Raw genomic sequence first — 15,210 nt, 5'->3', positions numbered from 1 at the left:
GCTTTATGGGGAAAGGGGCTTTGCGCCCATTTTTTAAAGGTCATTCTCTAAAAAAGGAAAAAGAGCATGAAAAAAAGGAAGTGGACAAAATGCTTTCGCATTTTGTCACACTCCCTTTTTTTGTTTCTGCCGCTCCATGAAAAAGGTGTCATTCCATACGATAACACCGCACGCAATGACGGAAACGGTACATGCAGGGAACATTCCCGGCAAAAAACTCCGGCCATTTCCGCAAGGATCGGGCCGGAGTTTTTACTTACGCATTTTTCACAAAGCGATAGTCTTGTTCTGCTTTGGGATATTTTTCTTTATCTATTTCACTCATAAAGTCTTTAAGCGGACGGGCATAGGTTTTCATCGTTCCCGACAGGGCTTTGTAAATGACAAACTTTTCGCCTGTCTCCGTATGTTCGGCCAGCGTAATAATCTGATATTTGCTTCCTTTAAAATGAAGCCAGATTTCATTTGCTTTTGGCAGTTCTCTCATCAGTACATCCTCCTGAAAATACCTGTAATATATTCTGCTCCCCATTAGACAAGGCAATTCTTGTCTACTCAGCAGGTTGATATATATTGTAGCACAAATCAGCAAAAATAGTAATCAAAAGGTAGTCAGTTCATCGAATATTTTCTCGGCATACGTATCGGTCATGCCGGCAATATAGTCGATACAAGCCTGACGGTACGCCTTTTCAGAGGTAGCAATAGTATAAATAACACGGTTGCCAAAGTCGTTGCCAAACTTATCTGCATGGGCTGTACGGCGGCCCAGATCGGAATACTTGCGCAGCCGTTCGAGAAAATGTTTGCCCAGCGTCGGATACTCTTCCTCTAAAGCGGCCACATTCGCCAGGGTTTGGGCACCGGCGTAGCACGCCTTGAGGATGCCATAGATCGATTCCAAGATGAGCCGGGCGTAGGCATGGTATACTTCCAGACGTTTATTATGATAAATATAGGTATAGTTGAATTCCATAACCCGCCGCATGAGATCCAAATGGTCTTTTGACAGGACCAGACCCTTGTCCGGTGTACTTTCTTTGCAAATATTCGTAATAAGGGGATACATGATGGCCGTATTAGTCACCGATTCCAGTTGGGCGTGCAGATGGCCATTGAGTTCCTGTTTTAAATCCTTCAAGGGCTTACCGTCTTCTTTTAGGATACGCAGGCGCACAGCATCTTCAATATCCCTGCCGAGATACGCTATTTTATCAGAGACCTTGACGACGCAGCCTTCCCACGTATACGGTTCACATTGATTCGGCTTGCTGATGCTCTCTAACGCAATGGCTTCTGTCCGCGGCCGAAGAACAGTCTGGTGGACTTCGCCACAGTGACAAATAATACCATCGCGCACTGCATAGGTCAGCATGAGATTGGATGTACGCCCGGCCGGATCGAGAAGGGTTTCAATATCGTCTACGACGCGCAGGCCTTGCTGTTCATGCCAAAACATTTCGCCCAATTCCTTCTTACTGATATCCCTCAAAACCCGTTCGCCTAAGTGGCCGAAAGGCGAATGACCCAAATCATGGGCGTTGGCAATAGCCTGGATCAGTTCCGTATTGAGGCCTAAATACTGGCCAATCGTGCCGCTTACAGAAGAGACTTGGTTGACGTGTTCAATGCGTGTACATATGTGATCGTTCTTAGTCGTAAAAAAAACTTGGGTCTTATGCTTTAAGCGGCTATACGCCGTAGAATGAATGATACGGGTATAATCGCGGCCAAATTCCGTACGAAAATCATCAGGTCTGTGATATAACGTTCCCTTGCGGGAAATAGCCATAGGCCAGTGCGGATTTTGTTCATCCATCCGCACCGGGAAAAAGGAATTTTTCACGCCAATGCCCCCTCATTACTTCTTTTTATACTGTCTGTATACGTAATATATTGTCAGAATCAGGGTTGCCCAAATGATGACACGGCCGCCGTATTGGCCAAATTTCAGAAGGTCATGGCCCAGCCATACTTCGACGAGGACCGAAGGAACCTTGCCGATCAGCGTCGCAATGAGATGATCGCGGAAACCGATGGAGCTCATGGCCGCTACAGCTGTAATAACCAGATTAGGAGAATAGGGAATGGCCCTGGCGATGGATACGGTCTTAATGGTGCTGTATTTATCCAGTTTATCCGTCAAGTGACTCCGTTCTACAAGCTGCCTAGCCTTATCCCGCAAGACAGTCCGCATGATGATGAAGCCGAGGATATTTCCCAATACCTCCCCAACCCAGGAGAGGAAGATCCCTGGTATGAGGCCAAAAATTGCGCCGCTGACCGTCAAAAAGGGAATAGACGGCAAGCCCGTTACGTTACAAATAACAATCATAAAGGTCGTAATGGCAATCGCACCATAGCCAAAAGAACCGATATATTCGATTAGGCCCTGTACGTTGCCATCCAAGGTCAGGCGGAACAGAGTCCGGTAAAAATCAGGAATGAAATATTGAACGGCCGCCAATTCAATGATAATGATTAAAAGCACGCTCAATTTCATCACTTTATCTAATTTTGAACCATGTATCATGATCACACTCTTCTTATCTACGTCAATTTTTCAGTACGCCCTGCATAAAATACACTGCTAGGGCTTTTCCGGATGGTCTTTCTGCCATTGACGTAAGGAGGCCTGCGCCCGTTCTACCTGAATGTGCTGTGCTTCTTTTTCAGCTACCCGTACGTGCAGCCATTTTTCGGCTTCATCCTGAATGCATTTATACAGATTACGGGGAAAATCGGGGCACGTCGTCGTAATACCCCGGGGCTGGACGGCTTCCCGTTCCAAATAATAATTGTCCGGATAATAGGCCGTCGCCTGGGGGTGACACGGATCCACATACAGCCGGTCAGCAAAGGCGCCACTTACGTTTGTCAGTTCGAATTCATCAATCGTACCGATGCTTCTCCGCTTATGGAAAAACACACGGCCGCCGGTCGTGCGCATGCGTAAGCGCGACAAGTAGGAAAATTCACCAATGGCGCCGTTAACAGGAATGGGGTTTGTCAGGTCATGGCCAAAATCCCCGCTGGCCTGGGGGAGAACATCACAAGCTTCGCCAGCCAGAACCCGTTGCCGTTCCGCTTCCGGTAACTCCTTATTTTGTCGTTCTGTATTATTCATAATTTCCAGGGCCGAATCATATAGCTTTTCACTTCGCGTCCGTTGCGGCCCCTCTTCATACAATTTCTCAAAAAATCCCATAGCCTGTGTCCTCCCTTATATTTACTATTATTATAGCACGCTAAAAAAACGCGGTGCAACTGAGAAACGCCACCAGTATTTCTATGTCTCATCATTTTTATTCTTCTTTTCATCAGTTTTTTCTTATTGTCAACTTTTATTAAATTAAAAAAAGTTGACTTATAAAATAAAAGGACGTATAATATGCCTGTCTTTATATCCTCTGGTAAAGGAGCACACATGCATGAACGAGCTAGAAGCCTTAGCCGCCCTGCTGGCACAGCTCAAGGGGGAACGCTACGCCGGTTCCCTTTTGGTGCGGGCACACTGGCGGCACACACAGCCTGACGGAGAAAGAAAAACCGGCCTGTGCATCCGGCAGCAAAAACAGCATGTAGAGCGTGTCTGCTGTACGTATATGACAGGCCGGCGCGTGAGTACGCTGGAAACGGATCTGCTCTTAGGCTGCCACGCAGCCGCAGCAGCCCCGGCAGCGGCTCAGCCTGCTGTCCCGTCTTTACGGCATCTTTCTTTTTCGGCCGAAGAAATTACAGACTTTGTCCGCCGCGTAGGCGATACGAATGCACTCCACACCGGCGACCGTCCTCTGGTCCCGGGGCTCTTGCTTTTGGATCGCCTGGCAACACTACTACAACCGGACAGCATAGACATCCGGTTCCACCAGCCCCTTTGGTCCGGGGAAACGCTTTCGCTCTATCTGGCTGGTTCTCTGTGTACAGGCTTTGTCCAGAATCGCTTGTGCTTTAAAGCAATCTTGAAAGGAATTGGTGAATCACATGACGCATGAAGCCACGGCCCCGGCGGGCCTTTCTATCCGCACTGTAACAAAGATGTCCATTTGCGTAACCCTGTGCTGCGTGTCGGCCTACATTTCTATTCCCCTGCCTTTTACGACGGCCATGATTACGGCTCTCACAGTAGTATTAAATCTGACAGCCTTTTTGCTCAGGCCACGCCAGACGTTCATCGTCATCTGCGTCTGGATTCTCCTGGGCATTGCCGGTCTGCCCGTCTTTGTCGGCGGTACGGCCGGATTTGGCAAACTATTTGGGCCAACAGGCGGCTTTATCATTGCCTTCGCCCTGGCCTATCCCTTAGTCAGCCTCTTTAAGGGTAGCACGCCGTCCTTCTGGCGCTACAGTCTCGTCTCCATCATCCTGGGCATTCCTGTTACCTACATTGGCGGCATCATTTCCATGGTTCTCGTCTTACACGTGACACTCTGGCAGGCCTGTGTCATGGCTGTTTTCCCCTTTATTCCCGGCGATATTGCCAAGTGCCTCCTGGCTGCCTTCTTGGGCGTAAAGATCAACCATCTGCAACGCTAAGAGGAGGTTTCTATGAAAACGTTTTTTTCGTCTGCGCCGCAGGAGGTATACATCCTCGGTGGTCTGCGCACCCCCTTAGGTGCCAAGAACGGCCAGTTCAAAGACATCCGTCCGGAGCATCTCGGCGCTGCCGTACTACGGGAGCTCTGCCAGCGCTATGAACTGACCAAGCTAGACGGTATTTTCGGCGGCAATGCCACTGGTACGGGTGGCAATCTGACACGTCTCATGGCCCTCTATGCAGGCCTTTCTGCCCCTATGGCATGCACTGTCGATATGCAGTGTGCCTCTGGTGCCGCTGCGATAGATTTCGCCTGGTCCCGCATCCGTGCAGGCCTGGGCGATGTGTATCTCGCCGGCGGCATGGAAAGCGCCTCTCTGCAGCCTGTGCGGCAATATGACCCAAAGGACGACCGCTACAACCGGCTGCCAAATGGCCGGTATGAAACGGCTCAATTTTCACCGGACACATTGTCCCAAAAGGCCATGCTTGAAGGGGCCGAACGAACAGCGCACCTGGCCGGCATCAGCCGGGACGAGCTAGATGCCTGGGCCCTCAGGAGTCATCAAAAGGCAACGGCCGCCCGGAAAGCCGGCAGTCTCAGGGACTGTATTGTCCCCATTGACGGCCAAAGGAACGACGAAAGTATTCACCCTCGTTTAAGCAGCCGCCTTCTGGCCCGCATGCCACGCCTCCTGGGGCCCGGCACAGTGACTACAGCCGGTAATGTCTGTCCCTTGAATGACGGCGCGGCCTTCGTCGTTCTCTGTTCCGGCCGCTTTTTGCAACAATCCGGCTATACACCGGCTGCCAAGCTGCTCTACGTCACAGGTGGCACAGGCGATCCTGGCGAAAGCCCGCGGGCAGCCCAAAAGACGGCAGATATACTGCTACAGGAAACAGGTCTTGCCTACGACGACCTGGATGCTATCGAATTTAACGAAGCCTTTGCTGTCATCGACGTCCTCTTCGCCCGTTCCCAGCCTCAGGTGCTGGACCGCTACAACCGGTTTGGCGGGGCCCTGGCCTACGGCCACCCGTACGGTGCATCCGGTGCGGTTCTCGTGCTGCACGCCTTGCACTCCCTGGCAGCAGTACACGGACGCTACGGCCTCGCAGCCATTGCCGGCGCCGGCGGTACTGGGGAAGCATTACTGCTGGAGGCCTGCCCATGAATTACTACGATCTCCTAGTACAACAGGCTGCCCGGCTGGGCGGCAAGTTGTTTTTACAAATCGATAACCATGCCTATACCTATGCAGGCACACTGGCCGCAACAGATACCTTAGCAGCTGCTCTGCCGGAGCTATCTGGAACGGTTCTCATATCCGGCGCCGGCCTGTGGCAGCAGGCCGTACTCTTTTTTGCCCTGCAAAAGAAAGGCTGCCGTCCCGTTCTTCTCCATCACGAGCTCAGTCACGACGACTGCCTGCACTTAGCCGCGCAGTATCAGCTGCAAGGCCTGGTCACGTGGCACGACAAACTGAGTTGCCAGACTTTTCCGTACACTGAGGCGCATCCTTCTACGGACGATTGCCTTGGCGTACTCAGTTCCGGCTCGACGGGACTGCCTAAGGTCTTGTACCGGACCTGGGCCAGCTGGGCGGATTTCTTCCCTGTACAAAACGAAATTTTTCATATTGGCCGGGAGACCCGCCTTTTTTTACAGGGTAATCTGAGTTTTACAGGCAATTTGAACGTCTGGCTCAGCATCCTTTACGCCGGTGCCACACTCATCGCCTGTGATACCCTGTATAGCAGGACGTGGGTCCGCCTCATGCAGGAGTATGACGTAACGGCCATGTACCTTGTACCGACAAAGTTGCAATTGTTGAGCCGCGTACTCACGGCACCCTTACCGCTTGTGCGCTGTATTTTTACGGGCTCCCAGCTCCTTTCGCAGTCTCTTTACCGCACGCTGCATCACTATTTCCCGCAGGCAGAAATCATTGCCTACTACGGCGCGACGGAGCTTAATTACATTACGTACCGTATTTACGACGGTTCCGCCACAGATCCGCAAAATATGGGCAAGCCCTTTCCCGGCGTCAGTCTCTTTGTCAAAGACGGCTGTATCTACGTGAATTCGCCGTACCATGTGAGCGGCATCAGCGTTCCCTATACGCTGGAAGATACAGGCTGCCTGACAGAAAAGGGGGACTTATTCTTTACGGGACGCAAACAAAGCTGGATCAATAAGGGCGGCTATAAGCTGAGCTGCCTCTATTTGGAACGCAAGTTAAAAACCTTGCCAACAATCCGTGAAGCCGTTGCCCTGCCGCTATCGGATAGACTGCGCGGCCAGAACTGGGCGGCCTGCATCGTAACCACCGCAGCTGCCTCGCAAGCGGCCGTGCGCCAAGCCATACACCACCTATTATCGGTAAAAGAACAGCCGGCAGCCATCCTCTTTCTGGATGCGTTACCCCTTAACGACCGTGGTAAAATAGACCATAATGCCTTAACCGGCTTCGTACAAAAAAGCCTTACATAAGCGAAAAGCCCCTGGGAGCCAGTTATAGTACGCTGCTCCCGGGGGCTTTTTTTCAAGGGTCTACTTATTTTCAATTTTGGCGATATTCTTTAACTCAATGGAAATGGTGCCGTCATCATTGTTAATGAACTGGATATAATCGGTATTATCAAAATATTCCGACGGAAAGGTGATTTCAATGCCCGTGTCCGTCTTAATTTTATGTTTTCTCCCTGTCCGCTGGGCAAATTCCCGCTGTACCGGCACGTCGTCCGGCAGCTTTGCCGCTTCCACTTCCTGAATAAATTCCTGCTGCATAGCCTGATTATCAGCAAAAACGGCGTGCCCCAATTCTTTAGGCGAAAAGGATTCTGACGTTTCTGCATTATCTGCCAGGAATGATTTGGCCCGTGACAGGGCTTCTACACTGCTGCCGCCGTGTTCTTCGGCTACCTTTTCAGTAATCTTGTTGACCATTTTGACAGCCTGGCGACCGGAAATCCGTGCTGTACACTGCAGCAGCCGGTCCGGCAGGATATACAGCTCTTCGCCATTACAGGTCCGCTTCTTGTCTACAAAGCGGATGGACATGTCCGTCAGACGGATCAGGGCATAGGCCTCTGTCTTCTGGCTGGAGCCCGGCAATATAGCGTAATGCTTGATGAGCTTGTTATAGATTTCGCCATCTTCATCCAAAACCTGGTGTGTGTAGGCCGTTTTATGATCGAGAAGGATCAGGGCCAGCGTCCGGGCATCGTCGTCATCCTGAAAGTCGACGACCAAAAAATCGACAGATTCATTTTTGTCACAAGGCGCCAACACATCGTACAGCTTCTTCGCTGCCGTAGCGGCAAAATCTGTAAAGGAAAGATTCCCTTCAATCAGTTGTTGCAGCCACTGCTGCAAGGCGCTGGTCGCATAAAAGATGCCTGTCTGCTGACCGGGATCCTTCATCAGTCCGTTTACGCGTTTATCTACGTATTCATAGACGACATCACTGGAAAAATCCAGTTCTTTCTTCGAAAGAATACACATATTCGTATCAAAATCCAAAATATGGAGTATCGCATTATGAATCATCATGGTCTGAATGTACTTCCTTTCCTCCTCATGGAATTAACGTCTTAGACACGCTGGCTACCAGTGTCTGCAGCCGCTGTATATGGGATTCTTTATTTTTTTTCATGCGTGTCGTCGGTCCGGAAATGCTGACGGCCCCATACGACCGGCCTGTTACGTCCAATAACGGAACAGCATAGCACGTCAGGCCATCTTCGGCCTCTTCATCATCACAAGCATATCCCGCCTGCCGGATCGCATCGAGCACCTGCAGCAAAGCCGCCGCATGCGGCAGTGAATGCTGCGTCAGCTGAGGAAACCCAGCCTGTTTCAGGTACTGGTTTACAGTCTGTTCGGATTGATAGGCAAGAATCGCTTTGCCCGTTGCCGTAAGGTGTGCATACTGCCGGTAGCCCAGAGCCGTTTCCATTTTCAGCTGATTTGTGCCAAGTGCCCGGTCGATAAACATGACATGTACGGCATCATCGAGCATGGCCAGGTGACAGGTTTCGCCACTTTCTTCTGCTAAGTTCTGTAAATGGGGATGGATAACAGACACGAGCTCCATGCGGTTATAGGCGAGCATACCCAGGGAAAACAAGTTTAAACCCAGCCGGTATGACGCGTGATCTGTTTTTGCCAAAAAGCCTTTATTTTCCAAGGTTACGGCAAAACGAAACGCCGTACTGCGGCTAATGGAAAGAAGCCGGGCCATATCGTTAACAGTCAGCTCCTCATAATCAAAAAACAGGTTTAACAGGTTCAATACATTGTCGACGGAGCTTAATATATATTTCTTCTTCTCTATATCATTGATCATCGTCTCACTCCTCACGCACACTATTTTACCATATTTCCCGGATGCCGGCACAGGTGCGTACGTTTCATAGGATTGACTTTTCCCTTGTCAGTTACTATAATGAAGTAAATAGTTCATATACAGATACAATTGTATCTGTATATGAACAAAATCGATTCGTGAAAAGGAGTGAGTATAGCTATGTATGAAATACGCTTACATGGCCGTGGTGGCCAAGGGGTTGTAAAGGCGTCGCAGCTCGTGGTTAAAGCAGCGGTTGCCGGCGGTTTGTATGGGCAATCTATCCCTGCCTTTGGCGTAGAACGCAAGGGCTCGCCTGTGTTCGGTTATTTACGCCTCTCCCATACGCCGATTCGCCGCAAAATGCAGGTCTATGAACCGGATATCTTAGTAATTCTCGATGACACGCTGATTACCAGCACTGGCACGTATGCAGGCTTAAAAGAGGGCGGCATGATCATTATCAATACAAAGAAAAGAGCAGATCAGTTGCACGTCCCCAAAGCTGCCAAAACAATTGTGACTGTCGATGCGACAGGTATTTCTGAAAAATTCCTGGGCAGCAATCGTCCCAATACGGCGATGCTCGGTGCGTTTGTCGCTGCTACGCAGCTCGTAGACGCAGGCAGCCTCTTTTCAGAAATTGAAGCGGCCTTTGGGGCTGCCAACCGCCAGGCAGCAGAAACAGCTGCTGCCTCCCTTGTTATTACGTCAGGTTCGTTTTGAGGAAGGACGATTATCATGAGTGAACGCACCTATGTTACACCAGTCGGCGATACAGGCATGTATATTCTCGATACGGCAGCGTGGCGGGTATACCGTCCTGTAATGGATAAGAGCCGCTGCATACATTGTGGACTTTGTTTTTCCTACTGCCCCGTCAATGCGATTCAGGCTGACGGAAAAGACTACACGATTACCTACGACTACTGCAAGGGTTGTGGTATTTGTGCCCACGAATGTCCCAAAGAAGCCATTTCTATGCAGCTTGAAGGGAGTGTGAAAGCAAATGGCTAAACAAGTTGTCCTAACGGGGAATTATGCAGCCGCCGAAGCAGCTGCCCTGTGCCGTCCGGAAGTCATTGCTGCTTATCCGATTACACCGCAGTCTTCGATTGTCGAACGGTTATCCGAAAAGGTATATAACGGGGAATTAGACGCGGAAATGATTCAGGTAGAATGTGAGCATTCTGCCATGAGTGCCGTTCAGGGCGCCGCTGCCGGCGGTGGCCGCGTATTTACGGCAACGGCAGCACAAGGCCTGGCGTTAATGTATGAACCGTACTTCCGCATGTCTACCCTGCGGCTGCCCATGGTCATGGCCTTGGCTACACGGAAAATGACCTCCCCGGAAACCGTATGGAGCGGCCAGCAGGATGCCATGAGTGTCCGCGAAGCCGGATGGATTCAAATTTTCTGTGAAAGTAATCAGGAAATCGTCGATATGATCATTGAGGCCTATCGTCTGGCTGAAGATCCCCGTATCCGGATTCCGGTCAATGTCTGTTTTGACGGGTTTTACAGTTCCCACCTGACCGAAGGCGTCTGGCTGCCGGATCAGGCAGAAGTAGATGCCTTTTTGCCAGACCCCCGTATGTCCTTACCGGCTCTGCTCAATCCGGACCACCCCCTTTCCCTCGATCCCCTGACAGCCGGCCCGATACTTATGAAATATCGTAAGGATCATCTCGAAGCTATGACCCGCGTACTCCCTGTTTTAGAAGAAATTGATGCAGCCTTTGGCAAGCAGTTTGGCCGCTCATATGGCGGTGGGATTGAGGCGTACCGCACTGACGATGCAGACCTCGTATTAATCACCATTGCCGGTATGTCCGGAACGGCCAAAGACGCAGTCGACCTGGCCCGGGAACACGGTATTCATGCCGGCCTGATCCGCCTGCGCGTAACCCGTCCCTTCCCGGCCCGGCAGATTGCCGCTGCGTTACGCGGCAAAAAAGCGTTTTCTGTCGTCGACCGTTCTGTCTGCTTTGGCTGGAACCAAGGCCCCATGCACATGGAAGTAAAAGCTGCCTTGGCTGACCAATCTGCCCGCTTCAGCCACTTCTCCACGATTGGCGGACTGGGTGGTGCTGACATTTCGCTGGCTGAACTAGGGCAGGTCATCGATAAGCTGGAAGAAGTCAAAGATGAACCTCGCGAATATCCTGTACACTGGCTTTTGAAAGACTAAGGAGTCGTATATTATGAGCTATCTAGATACCCTGAAAAAATCACCTGACCTCGTTTCCCCCGGCATTTCTGCCTGTCAGGGCTGTGGTGCCGAACTCATTTTGCGCCGTGTCCTGCAGGTAGCAGGACCTAATTCTATTTTTGCCATTCCGCCTGGCTGCATGGCCGGAGCCGGCGTCGTTGGCTGGAACTATGCCAACGGCCAAAAAACCCCGGTTCACATTACGCTCTTAGATAATACAGCCGCCTTTTTAAGCGGTTTATCCCGCATATATGGAAAAAAAGGCCGCCCCGACGTCAACCTGGTTGCCCTGGCCGGTGACGGTGCCACAGCCGATTGTGGTTTCCAGAGTTTGTCAGCGGCTGCTGAAAGAGGGGAAAAATGCTCTACCTTTGTTACGACAATGAAGGCTACATGAATACAGGCTACCAGCGCAGCTCTACGACGACACGGGGTTCTAAGACTTCTACGACTCCTGCCGGCACAGTTTTGCAAGGAAAACAGCAGCAGCAAAAATACGTCCCCCTCATCATGGCCATGCACGGTATAGAATATTGTGCCACCGCTTCTCCGAGCCATATGAAGGACTTTATAGAAAAGGTAGAAAAGGGGCTGGCAGCCAGTAAAAAAGGATTTGCCTATATCCATGTATTTTCTCCTTGTCCTACAGGCTGGTCCTTCAACAGCAGTCAAAGCATTGAAATTGCCCGCAAAGCCGTACAAAGCAACCTCTTTCCCCTTTGGGAAATGAGTTCCGGAAAGCTGACCCTCACAGCGAATCCAAAGCCCTTACCCATAGCAGAGTTTGTACAGGGAATCGGCAAATTTAAAGGACTTTCGCCACAGGTCCTGGAAGAAATACAAGTCATGGTCCAACACCGCTATGCGATCTTGCAGAAGCTGGCGGACTAAGACCGGAAAGGACGTGTGTTATGACAACATTCATCTCTGCAGACGAAGCGGTATCCTTGATTCACGATCATGCTACCTTTGCCCATAGCGGCTTTGTCGGCGCCGGTTTGCCTGATTTTCTGCTCAAAGCCCTGCGCGATCATTTTGACCGTACAGGCTCCCCCCAGGGTCTCACCTATATCAAAAGTATCGGTGATAGCGATAAAAAAGGGCGTGGTGCAGACAGGCTGGCTGCAGACGGCCTCATCAGCACGATTATCACGTCGCATACAGGCTTGGAACCGGCCTTATCCCGCTATATTCACGAAGAAAAATGCCTGGCCTATATGATTCCATTAGGCACCTTGCTCAAGCTGTTCCGGGCTCAGGCGGCCCACCAGCCCGGCGTCTGGACGCGTACGGGACTTATGACCTTTATTGATCCCCGCCTGGAAGGTGGTAAGGTCAATTTGCGGACGCAGACAGAGGGTAACGAATTGGTCCGGCTCGTCGAAGTAGACGGCAAGGAATACCTCTACTATCCGTCCCTGCCTATTCAGGTCTGTTTTATCCGTGGTACCTATGCCGATGAAGACGGAAATATCCTCATGGATAAAGAATCCCTCATCGCCGACCAGTTCGAACTGGCTGCAGCGGCCCACGCCTCAAAAGGCATCGTTATCGCCCAGGTAGAGGGCATCGTAGAGCGCCGCTCTTTTGATGCCCGCCGCATTGTCGTACCGCGTATGCTCGTCGATTATGTCGTACAGGCACCACCGGCCTATCACTGTCAGAGCCTGGCGCGGCCGGACTTTTTGCCTGAACTGACCGGTGCCATACGCACGCCCTTAACGGCCCTGCAGCCGCTGCCCCTCGATGCCCGCAAGGTATGTGCCAGCCGGGCCGTACAGGAGCTACAGCCACAAGCCTTGATCAATCTGGGAATCGGTATGCCTCAGGGCGTAGCCGCCGCGGCTGCGGAAAAGGGGTTAGCTGACGGCCTTACCTTTTCTGTAGAATCAGGTGTCCTCGGCGGGGTTCCCCTGACCGGAACCGATATGGGTGCCGCCCTTAACCCAGAAGCCATTTGCAAGACTGCCGATATGCTCGATCTGTATGACGGCGGCTGTCTCGATCTGGCCGTACTGGGTCTGGCTGAAATCGACAGGCTGGGAAATATTAACGTTTCCAAATTTAACGGTCACGTAACCGGTCCGGGAGGCTTTATCGATATTGCCCAAAACACGAAGCGCCTCATTTTTATGGGCACTTTTACAGCCGGTGGCCTGAAAGAAGAAATCAGTCAGGGAAAACTCCACATAGTGCATGAGGGTGCCTATAAGAAATTCAAGCAGACTGTTGAGCAAATCACCTTTTCTGCTGCCTATGCCGTAGAAACCGGTCAGGACGTGTTAATCGTCACCGAGCGGGCGGTCTTCCGGCTTACGGCGGATGGCCTCGTCCTTACGGAAATCGCTCCGGGTATCCGTCTGGAAGAGGATGTACTGGCCCAAATGGATTTCCGTCCGCGCCTAGCAGAACCGCTGCTTACGATGGATACAGCACTCTTTACCTAACAAAAAAGCTGTTCCCTTCTGATTATATTTCGATCAGAAGGGAACAGCTTTTTTTACTTCTTATTCTTTTTCTTCCAATAACGATTCAATACGTTCTACCGCTTCATATACCATGCCGTCACAGTGGCATTTTTTCTCACACCCCTGTTTCTGGTTGATTCGCAATAAATCGGCACATTCCAGGCAGCCCTGGTGGTTGTCGCGGAATGCCTTGTGATAGGCAGCTACAGTGGGACCATCGTCCTTCCCAAGTAAGCCTAAGACCATTAAACCGCCCGTAATGGCACCGCAAGTGCCACCACGTTTCATACCACTGCCAAAATTAGCAGCTACCTTTTGAGACCATTCGCGGCTAAGGCCTGTGGCCTCTGAAAACGCACAGGTCACAGCCTGGGCACAGTTGTAATGAACCGTTTCGTCATTACGCAGTGCTTTGGCCTGCTCAAGGTATTTTCCCATAAAATATATTCACCTTCCTTATATTTCTCACTAATGTTGCACAAATTTAATATATAACATATACAGTGTAAACGTAACCAATGCTGCAATGATAGTTCCAAAAAGCTGTGTCATATGATCACTCCCTTTATGTCATACCATTCCACTGTAACAGCAGGGTCTTTGTTTTTAGGCCTATACGAAACGACGTATCTTAATCGTTATAAATGAGGGCCATGAAAACCAGGTCTTCGTCGCTGTGATTGGCAATGCTGTGTGACTGGCCCGGTTCAATGAGACAGCAGTCCCCGGCAGTTACCTGCGTAACGGAGCCGTCGTTGTCCGTGAATTCGCCTGTACCGGAAAGGATATAGTACGGTTCCGTTTCATGGATGTGCTGGTGGAAGCCCAAATAGGAGCCGGGCGGAAGAATTACCTTGGCATACATGCGGCCATGGCCCATGAGTTCTTCTTTCGATAAAATGTGACAAACCGTGGCAGGACCTTTCCCGCCTGCTAAGCCTTCTACGGCTACTCTGTTTTCTTTGCGAATCATTGGAATCACTCCTTTTTTCTTTTCTTTCAGTTTTATTGTAACACGGAAAAGGTATACTTTCTACCTCTTGCGTGATGCCTATATGTATAGGGGTATAGGTATATAGTTCCTTTTAGACATAGGTCTTTTAGAAATAATGCAGGGTATCATCGATGAGGCTGTTTTCCAAAAGATTTTGGAAATCGGCATAGGTAATGCCTTCGGCCTGGACAGAAAAGAGGTACGTATCGTTCTGCCAGTACGCTGCGTATTCGTTCGTATTCAGACGTGCCGTATAAACGGTCTGGCCGTGGATCGTTTCCTTTTTCCATTCAGCACCATAGACGCCGCTAATATTGCCGTGAGTTCCCTGGTCTTTAGCACGCAGGAGTGTCCGCACGCGTACATTAGCTGTACTGCCCAGCTTCTGGAAGCCCAGATCGGCCAGGTTTTTGGAAATAACAGAAATATAGTTGCAGCTATAGCCCGAATCGCGGGTCAGGTATAACGGCGCAAAGCCTACGACCTGACGGGCCTGGTCATACGTATCATAGGTTATGATGGGGTTGGGCATGCCCGCCCAGGACGTACCCGCATCAGGAGCCGGTGCAGCGGCAAAGGCTGCGCCGGCAAAGATACAAGCAGCAACGGTGGTAAGCAAAGACTGTTTTACCAATTGTTTTTTCATT

At 50.7% G+C, this 15,210-nt stretch carries 19 protein-coding genes; 10 read left to right on the top strand and 9 right to left on the bottom strand.

From position 1 onward, the window contains the following. Nucleotides 1-256: 256 nt before the first annotated feature. From H8J70_RS07260 to H8J70_RS07245, 4 genes are all read right to left on the bottom strand, one after another. Nucleotides 257-487: a DUF1653 domain-containing protein gene (locus tag H8J70_RS07260; protein WP_186503199.1), complete on the bottom strand. Its 231-nt coding sequence runs from the start codon at nt 485-487 to the stop codon at nt 257-259. 114 nt (nt 488-601) lie between these two features. Further along, on the bottom strand, nt 602-1,846 hold the full coding sequence (locus H8J70_RS07255; RefSeq protein ID WP_186503198.1) for a deoxyguanosinetriphosphate triphosphohydrolase family protein: 1,245 nt from the start codon (nt 1,844-1,846) through the stop codon (nt 602-604). 15 nt (nt 1,847-1,861) lie between these two features. Then, on the bottom strand, nt 1,862-2,533 hold the full coding sequence (locus H8J70_RS07250; RefSeq protein ID WP_186503197.1) for a TVP38/TMEM64 family protein: 672 nt from the start codon (nt 2,531-2,533) through the stop codon (nt 1,862-1,864). Nucleotides 2,534-2,590: 57 nt separating this feature from the next. Continuing rightward, a complete protein-coding gene (locus H8J70_RS07245) occupies nt 2,591-3,208 on the bottom strand; it encodes a hypothetical protein (protein ID WP_186503196.1) in 618 nt (205 codons plus the stop codon). Nucleotides 3,209-3,431: 223 nt separating this feature from the next. On the opposite strand from H8J70_RS07245, the gene H8J70_RS07240 reads away from it, so the two are divergent. From H8J70_RS07240 to H8J70_RS07225, 4 genes are read left to right on the top strand one after another with little or no spacing between them, the layout of a single operon-like run. Further along, on the top strand, nt 3,432-3,995 hold the full coding sequence (locus tag H8J70_RS07240) for a hypothetical protein (RefSeq protein ID WP_186503195.1): 564 nt from the start codon (nt 3,432-3,434) through the stop codon (nt 3,993-3,995). After that, nucleotides 3,985-4,536, top strand: coding sequence for a biotin transporter BioY (locus H8J70_RS07235; RefSeq protein ID WP_186503194.1), 552 nt, complete (start codon nt 3,985-3,987; stop codon nt 4,534-4,536). Before H8J70_RS07240 ends, H8J70_RS07235 begins: the two co-directional genes overlap by 11 nt. Before the next feature lie 12 nt (nt 4,537-4,548). Continuing rightward, nucleotides 4,549-5,712 carry a thiolase family protein gene (locus tag H8J70_RS07230; protein WP_186503193.1) on the top strand — a complete coding sequence of 388 codons (1,164 nt, stop codon included), beginning with the start codon at nt 4,549-4,551 and terminating at the stop codon, nt 5,710-5,712. Continuing rightward, entirely contained in the window at nt 5,709-7,031 is a 1,323-nt protein-coding gene (locus tag H8J70_RS07225) for an AMP-binding protein (RefSeq protein ID WP_186503192.1), read from the top strand. Before H8J70_RS07230 ends, H8J70_RS07225 begins: the two co-directional genes overlap by 4 nt. Nucleotides 7,032-7,091: 60 nt before the next feature. Here the strand turns inward: H8J70_RS07225 and H8J70_RS07220 are convergent, their stop codons facing one another. Together H8J70_RS07220 and H8J70_RS07215 are read right to left on the bottom strand one after the other, a co-directional pair. Then, a complete protein-coding gene (locus H8J70_RS07220) occupies nt 7,092-8,093 on the bottom strand; it encodes a nucleoid-associated protein (protein WP_186503191.1) in 1,002 nt (333 codons plus the stop codon). 25 nt (nt 8,094-8,118) lie between these two features. Then, entirely contained in the window at nt 8,119-8,889 is a 771-nt protein-coding gene (locus tag H8J70_RS07215; RefSeq protein ID WP_186503190.1) for an IclR family transcriptional regulator, read from the bottom strand. 180 nt (nt 8,890-9,069) lie between these two features. Here H8J70_RS07215 and H8J70_RS07210 point away from each other — a divergent pair, with 180 nt between their 5' ends. From H8J70_RS07210 to H8J70_RS07190, 6 genes are read left to right on the top strand one after another with little or no spacing between them, the layout of a single operon-like run. Next, entirely contained in the window at nt 9,070-9,615 is a 546-nt protein-coding gene (locus H8J70_RS07210; RefSeq protein ID WP_186503189.1) for a 2-oxoacid:acceptor oxidoreductase family protein, read from the top strand. Between the two features lie 15 nt (nt 9,616-9,630). Next, the gene (locus H8J70_RS07205) at nt 9,631-9,906 is read left to right on the top strand and encodes a 4Fe-4S binding protein (protein ID WP_186503188.1); all 276 of its coding nucleotides are present in this window, start codon (nt 9,631-9,633) and stop codon (nt 9,904-9,906) included. After that, nucleotides 9,899-11,080 carry a phenylglyoxylate dehydrogenase gene (locus H8J70_RS07200; RefSeq protein WP_186503187.1) on the top strand — a complete coding sequence of 394 codons (1,182 nt, stop codon included), beginning with the start codon at nt 9,899-9,901 and terminating at the stop codon, nt 11,078-11,080. The genes H8J70_RS07205 and H8J70_RS07200 overlap by 8 nt, the downstream gene beginning before the upstream one ends. A 13-nt stretch (nt 11,081-11,093) precedes the next feature. Further along, on the top strand, nt 11,094-11,498 hold the full coding sequence (locus H8J70_RS12490) for a thiamine pyrophosphate-dependent enzyme (RefSeq protein ID WP_222433622.1): 405 nt from the start codon (nt 11,094-11,096) through the stop codon (nt 11,496-11,498). Continuing rightward, complete coding sequence (locus H8J70_RS12485; RefSeq protein ID WP_222433621.1) at nt 11,462-11,992, top strand: thiamine pyrophosphate-dependent enzyme; 531 nt, start codon at nt 11,462-11,464, stop codon at nt 11,990-11,992. Before H8J70_RS12490 ends, H8J70_RS12485 begins: the two co-directional genes overlap by 37 nt. 20 nt (nt 11,993-12,012) lie before the next feature. Further along, nucleotides 12,013-13,548 (top strand): acyl CoA:acetate/3-ketoacid CoA transferase, encoded by a 1,536-nt coding sequence (locus tag H8J70_RS07190; protein WP_186503186.1) that lies wholly within the window; start codon nt 12,013-12,015, stop codon nt 13,546-13,548. Between the two features lie 60 nt (nt 13,549-13,608). Here H8J70_RS07190 and H8J70_RS07185 read toward each other — a convergent pair whose 3' ends face one another. The 3 genes from H8J70_RS07185 to H8J70_RS07175 form a co-directional block, all read right to left on the bottom strand. Then, nucleotides 13,609-14,007, bottom strand: a complete 399-nt coding sequence (locus H8J70_RS07185) for a C-GCAxxG-C-C family protein (RefSeq protein WP_186503185.1) — start codon at nt 14,005-14,007, stop codon at nt 13,609-13,611. Between the two features lie 193 nt (nt 14,008-14,200). Next, a complete protein-coding gene (locus tag H8J70_RS07180; RefSeq protein ID WP_186503184.1) occupies nt 14,201-14,542 on the bottom strand; it encodes a cupin domain-containing protein in 342 nt (113 codons plus the stop codon). A gap of 127 nt (nt 14,543-14,669) precedes the next feature. Further along, the gene (locus tag H8J70_RS07175; protein ID WP_186503183.1) at nt 14,670-15,209 is read right to left on the bottom strand and encodes a hypothetical protein; all 540 of its coding nucleotides are present in this window, start codon (nt 15,207-15,209) and stop codon (nt 14,670-14,672) included. Nucleotide 15,210: the final 1 nt, after the last annotated feature.

The organism is Megasphaera hominis, from assembly GCF_014269395.1.
GTDB lineage: Bacteria > Bacillota > Negativicutes > Veillonellales > Megasphaeraceae > Megasphaera > Megasphaera hominis.
Note: the sequence above shows the minus strand (reverse complement) of the source record. Positions and strands in the feature narration are given on the sequence as shown.